Below are 5159 nucleotides of genomic sequence, written 5' to 3'. Positions count from 1 at the left end.
AAGAACAGCCCGCCGTTGCCGCCCGCACCACCGTCACCGCCAGTGCCGCCGACCTCACCGGGCGCCCCGGCAGCGCCGCTACCGCCGGCCCCGCCGTCACCGCCCTCGCCGAAGAACAGTCCGCCGTTGCCGCCGGTGCCGCCTTGACCGGCCGCGTCGGTTGCACCATTACCGCCATTACCGAACAAGAACCCGCCGTCTTGACCATCGGCCTGCGCCAGCGTTCCCGCCGAGGTGCCATCAGCACCGTTACAGATAAACCCGCAGCTGTCGCCTGCCGCGGCCGGATCGGACTGCGCAGCCCACGTGTTGAGCGCGCTGTCGACCTGCTGACCAAACGAGCTGTTCATCCAGTCCTGCTCGAGTGCTTGCAGGAACGAAGTCGACGAATCGGCCGTCGCAGCCGCAGAGCCGGTGTCAGAAAGCGCAGAGCTCCCCGAGAACAGGGTGTCAAAGCTGCTGGGGCTAGAGAAATCCGTGAGCAGCGTGTCCCACCCGGCCGGCGTGCTCAGCTCCCCGAGCAGCCCGCTCAACACACCGGGATCCAAGAAATCCGTCGGGTTGACCGCCGTCGCCGCCGAGCTGACGGCCGAGCCCACCGCCAAATCGAGGATGTCGTCGAACACATCGGCCTTCGCCGACGGCGCGGTAGCCAGCGGCCCCAGCCCGAACGCCAAAAACGCCCCGGCACTACCGCTCAGACCGACCACCCGACGACGCCGGGCCTTGGCCTTCCGCGACGGCTGATTCCGCTTAGTGCGCCGGTGACGAGCCATGGCCCTACCTCCCGTGAAAGCCCACCCAGCAAATTCGGCCGTCCGAATAGACCTGACCGAGGTGTCGTCCGGACCCGGTTGGTCTAGGCCTCCCCGCCACGTGGCGCCATCTCAGGTTGCATTAAGGTAACTCTTAAGACATAGCTGCGGGCTAAAACGCACAGTTTGCAAGCGGATCGTCTCAGTCCGATTTTGCGGACTATTTTCCTGATCAGCGGCCTGTATTGCCGGTAGTTCCGGATTTGCGGGGCAGCTGGCGAGCAATGCCGATAACTCTCAGCCACAGTTCAGCTTCTAAGCGGCCGAGTCCGGCAGGCATCGCTGCTCCACCAACGTCTAACGCGCCGAGTGTGGGCTTAATGCACGGTTTTTCGAGCTGTGCGTGTCACAAGCCCACATTCGACGCGCATGCGACCAAATACGCCAGCGCCTCGTCGGAGCCCGCAGGCAAGTCGTCCGCCGGCCACCAACGCAGGTCCATCGACTCGTCGCTGATCGCGATCTGGGCGCCGGCCGGCGCGTGGGCCACGAACTGCAGATCGAGATGGCGGGTCGGCACACCCAGCGAGCAGGTGACCGGGTGGACGTGCACGGCGACCAGATCGGGCTCGATGCGTAGGTCGGCGACGCCGGATTCCTCGGTGGCCTCCCGCAGCGCTGCAGCGACAATGTCGCCGTCGGTGTCATCGCAGTGACCACCCAATTGCACCCAGCGGCCCAGTCGCGGATGCAAGGTGAGCAGAACCTGGCCGCCGGAGTCGTCGAGCACCAACGCCGAGGCCGTGACATGTCCCGGCACGCACGCGCGACGGCAACCGTCGTCGCGCGCATCCAGAAACGCCAACACCGCGTGCCGCAGTGAATCTTGCGCGGGGTTCGGTGCCGGCCACTCGGTCAGCAACGCGATCGCCGACTGCCGAACGCTCACTTGCGCACCAGCAGATCAGTGACCGGCGCCGGGTCGCGGGGCTCCGGGGGCGGCTGCTCTGGGTAGCCGATGGCGATGGCGCCCAACGGTTCCCAGTCGGCGGGCAGCCCCAGCTCGTCGCGGACCAGATCCGCGGCGAAGATCGTCGAGCCGATCCAGCAGCTGCCCACCCCGCGTACCGCCAATGCCACCAGCAGTGCCTGTACCGCCGCGCCCACCGCGACAGTGAACATGGTGTGCTCGGCGTCGTTGCGCGCGGCGTCGGAGTAGTCGTGCGCGCCGTCTGGCACCAGCACCGGGATCACGACTTCCGGTGCGTCGTAGAGGATCTGGCCGCGGGCCACTCTTCGTTCGACAGCGTCAGCGGGCTTGCCGTCACCGGACAGATCAGCGCGCCACTTGTCGCGCATGCGGTCCAGCAGCCTGATCCGGGTCGTGGGTGTCTGCAACCAGATGAAGCGCACCGGCCGGGTGTGATGGGGGGCCGGCGCGGTGAGCGCTTCGGCGACGGCGGCCTCGACAAGCTGCGGTGGCACCGGCTCGTCGGCGAATTGGCGCACCGAGCGGCGCAGCAGCTGGGCCTGCTGGCGGCCCAGCTCCAGGGCTTCGGCAGTGCCCAGCCAGAACAAATCGTCGGTGCCGGACCGGATCAGGTGGCGCGCGGTGTCGCCGGTGTCGGAGACGACGCCGGCTGGCAGCCCACGCACGACGGCCACCGGTATCGCGGTCAGCTTGCCCTTGACCAGGTCGGCGGCGGCGGCGATCTCGTCGGCAACCGCGATCTCGGTGACCAACAATTCGTTGCCGTGCCGGTCGACGGCGCCCGCGTAGTTATGCAGCACGGCCAGACCAGCGGCGCCGACGGCAGCATCCGTCTGGCCGTTGCGCCATGCGCGGCCCATGGTGTCGGTCACCACGACGCCGACGGTGACTCCCAGCCGCTCGCGCAGCCCGGCGCGCAGGGCCGCCGCGCTGGCGTCGGGATCGACTGGCAGCAGCGCCAATTCGCCCGTATCAACGTTGGACCCGTCCACCCCGGACGCGGCTTGCACCACGCCCAGCTTGTTTTCGGTGATCAGCGTGCGACCTTTGCGGGCCAGCACGCGAACGGCCTCCGCGTCGACGAGCTTGCGCCGCAGTGTGTCTCGAGCCTCAGCGTCGACGGGCGCATCAACCAGCCGGCCTTCGCATTTGGACACCACCTTGCTGGTGACCACCAGCACATCACCGTCGCGCAACCAGGGCGCGGCCGCGGCGACCACCGCGCTCAGGTCGTCGCCGGGGCGAAACTCGGGCAGCCCGGTAACAGGCAGAATCTCAACAGCTGACGCGGTGCCGTGCTCGGCACCGCCCGGGTCCGTCACGCCGCCACACCCGCGAGATCCAGGCCGGCGCTCACCATCTCGGCCGTCGCCTTCGGATCGGTCATCAGCAGCGGCACCGACTGTACTGCAACGCCATCGATTTCGGCATGGTCGCCCTCGTGTATCAGCCAGCAGTCCAAGATCCCGGTGCCTGTCCGCGCGCCATAGTGCCGGCCCACCGCCTCTGCGTTGGACGCCACGCCGATCACACTCAGGCACGCATCTGCCATGCCGCGCAACGGTTTTCCACCGATGATCGGGGAGTAGCCGACGACGGGCGCTTTGGTCGACCGCAGCGCTCCCCGAATGCCGGGGATGGCCAGGATCGCGCCTATGCTCACCACCGGATTTGACGGCGAGAGCAGGACGATGTCGGCGTCGGTGACAGCTTGCGTGACTTCGGCTGTGGCGTGGGCATTTTCCGCGCCGATGAATGCGAAGCTGTGTGTCGGCACTTTGGCCCGGTAGCGCACCCACCATTCCTGGAAGTGGATCGCGCGTTGGCTGTCGTCGACGGGATCGGTGATGACGACGTGGGTTTCGCAACGGTCGTCACTGGCCGGCAGCAGCGTGGCTCCGGGTTGCCAGCGGTCGCATAGCGCCGCGGTGACTTGCGATAGCGGATAGCCGGCCCGCAGCATCTGGCTGCGCACCAAGTGGGTAGCCAAATCGCGGTCACCGAGCTCGAACCAGTCGGGCTGTACGCCGTAGCGGGCCAGTTCCTCCTTGGCGTGCCAGGTTTCGTCGCGATGGCCCCAGCCCCGCTGCGGGTCGACGCCGCCCCCCAAGGTGTACATGCAGGTGTCCAGGTCGGGACAGATGCGCACCCCGTGCATCCAGGCGTCGTCGCCGATGTTGACGATGGCGGTCAGCTCGTGGTCGGTGGCAGCCGCAGGCGCGGAGGCGAACTGGCCAAGGCCGAGCAACTGCTGCACCCCGAGGAGAAAGCGGGCGCCGCCAACCCCGCCGACCAGAACCGTGACCTTCACACCGGACGACAGTACGCCCGGCCGTGAGCGGCCCTAACGGTCGCGGTGGGGTAGGTGTGACCGACACGCCAGGGCGGCAATGGCTGCAGTGTCGCAAAAAATTGGTCACGAGATGGTATGGAAATCTGCCGAATCGCTTGCAAAGCGCTGCTTACCCGTGTGTAATCACACCAGTGTCATTTCGGTTGGCCGGCCGGATTCGGTGTCGCAGACCGAGATTCGATCATTTGTTCGAATCGAGATGGCCGACATCAAAACAGTGGTGACATTCACGATCAACCGAAACCAGGTGAGGAGGCGGAGCATGTCCTATGAGTACCTTCGGGGCCTAATGGGAGGCACACCGCACACCACTACCGGCTCGCCGATGACATCGATAACGTCAAGGCCCCATTTGAGTTTGGTCCCAGTCCCTGATGCGGTCGAAGTCTTTGATCCAGAACCGGTGCCGACCGACCAGTGGCAAGACCGCGCGTTGTGCGCGCAAACAGACCCCGAGGCGTTCTTTCCGGAAAAGGGCGGCTCCACTCGCGAGGCCAAGAAGATCTGCCTGGGCTGCGAGGTCCGGGCCGAATGCCTCGACTACGCCTTAGCTCACGACGAGCGGTTCGGCATTTGGGGCGGTCTGTCCGAGCGGGAACGCCGCCGCCTCAAGCGCGGAATCATCTGACCGGTTAGTCGGCGGGCGACCCGCTGCGCCCGGCTACGCCGAGCTTGCGATCGCCCGCAGGGCTCACTCGTCATCGATCGTCGGGTCGATGACCGACGGCTCGACGTCCAAATAGGTGGCGACTTGGGCCACCAGGATCTCGTGCAGCAATTCGGCGAGTTCGACGGTATCCTTGGCGCGCCGCTCGATTGGCTTGCGGAACAACACAACTCGCGCCCGGGTTGCACTTCCCCGCACGTCGACGCCGGCGCTGATCAACCTGGCCAGCGCGATCGGCCCGTCAGCGACCACTTCCGGTGGCCATTGCACGCTGTCGGGATCCTTTGCCGAGATCCGCGGGATCTCGTCGACCGCCACGTCGAGCCCCGACAATCGCTCCTGCCAGCGCTGCTCGATGGGTTCATAGGCCTCGAGCACGGCCATGTCGAAGCG

The 5159-nt window shown here is 66.7% G+C and carries 6 protein-coding genes; 1 reads left to right on the top strand and 5 read right to left on the bottom strand.

Features of this window, described 5'->3' with window-relative positions; all coding sequences use genetic code 11:
- The 4 genes from WAN71_RS13955 to cofD form a co-directional block, all read right to left on the bottom strand.
- The coding region (locus tag WAN71_RS13955; RefSeq protein WP_422225902.1) for a PGRS repeat-containing protein at positions 1-776 on the bottom strand (776 nt) is incomplete at its 3' end.
- Positions 777-1161: 385 nt separating this feature from the next.
- Positions 1162-1704 (bottom strand): NUDIX hydrolase, encoded by a 543-nt coding sequence (locus WAN71_RS13950; RefSeq protein WP_422225901.1) that lies wholly within the window; start codon positions 1702-1704, stop codon positions 1162-1164.
- Positions 1701-3068: a coenzyme F420-0:L-glutamate ligase gene (locus WAN71_RS13945; RefSeq protein ID WP_422225900.1), complete on the bottom strand. Its 1368-nt coding sequence runs from the start codon at positions 3066-3068 to the stop codon at positions 1701-1703. Before WAN71_RS13945 ends, WAN71_RS13950 begins: the two co-directional genes overlap by 4 nt.
- Positions 3065-4057: a 2-phospho-L-lactate transferase gene (gene cofD, locus WAN71_RS13940; RefSeq protein WP_422225899.1), complete on the bottom strand. Its 993-nt coding sequence runs from the start codon at positions 4055-4057 to the stop codon at positions 3065-3067. Before cofD ends, WAN71_RS13945 begins: the two co-directional genes overlap by 4 nt.
- 331 nt (positions 4058-4388) lie before the next feature.
- Between cofD and WAN71_RS13935 the strand changes: the two genes are divergently transcribed.
- Complete coding sequence (locus WAN71_RS13935; RefSeq protein ID WP_422225903.1) at positions 4389-4727, top strand: WhiB family transcriptional regulator; 339 nt, start codon at positions 4389-4391, stop codon at positions 4725-4727.
- A gap of 63 nt (positions 4728-4790) precedes the next feature.
- Here WAN71_RS13935 and WAN71_RS13930 read toward each other — a convergent pair.
- Positions 4791-5159, bottom strand: a 369-nt coding sequence (locus WAN71_RS13930; protein ID WP_422225898.1) for a metallopeptidase family protein, incomplete at its 5' end; no start/stop codon positions are given.

Source organism: Mycobacterium sp. (assembly GCF_049280035.1).
Classification (GTDB): domain Bacteria; phylum Actinomycetota; class Actinomycetes; order Mycobacteriales; family Mycobacteriaceae; genus Mycobacterium.
This window is presented reverse-complemented; position numbering and strand designations above follow the sequence as displayed.

Excerpts from the sequence above, each read along its gene's own strand:
- WAN71_RS13935 (WP_422225903.1), top strand. The coding sequence starts at position 4,389 with ATGGGAGGCACACCGCACACCACTACCGGCTCGCCGATGACATCGATA.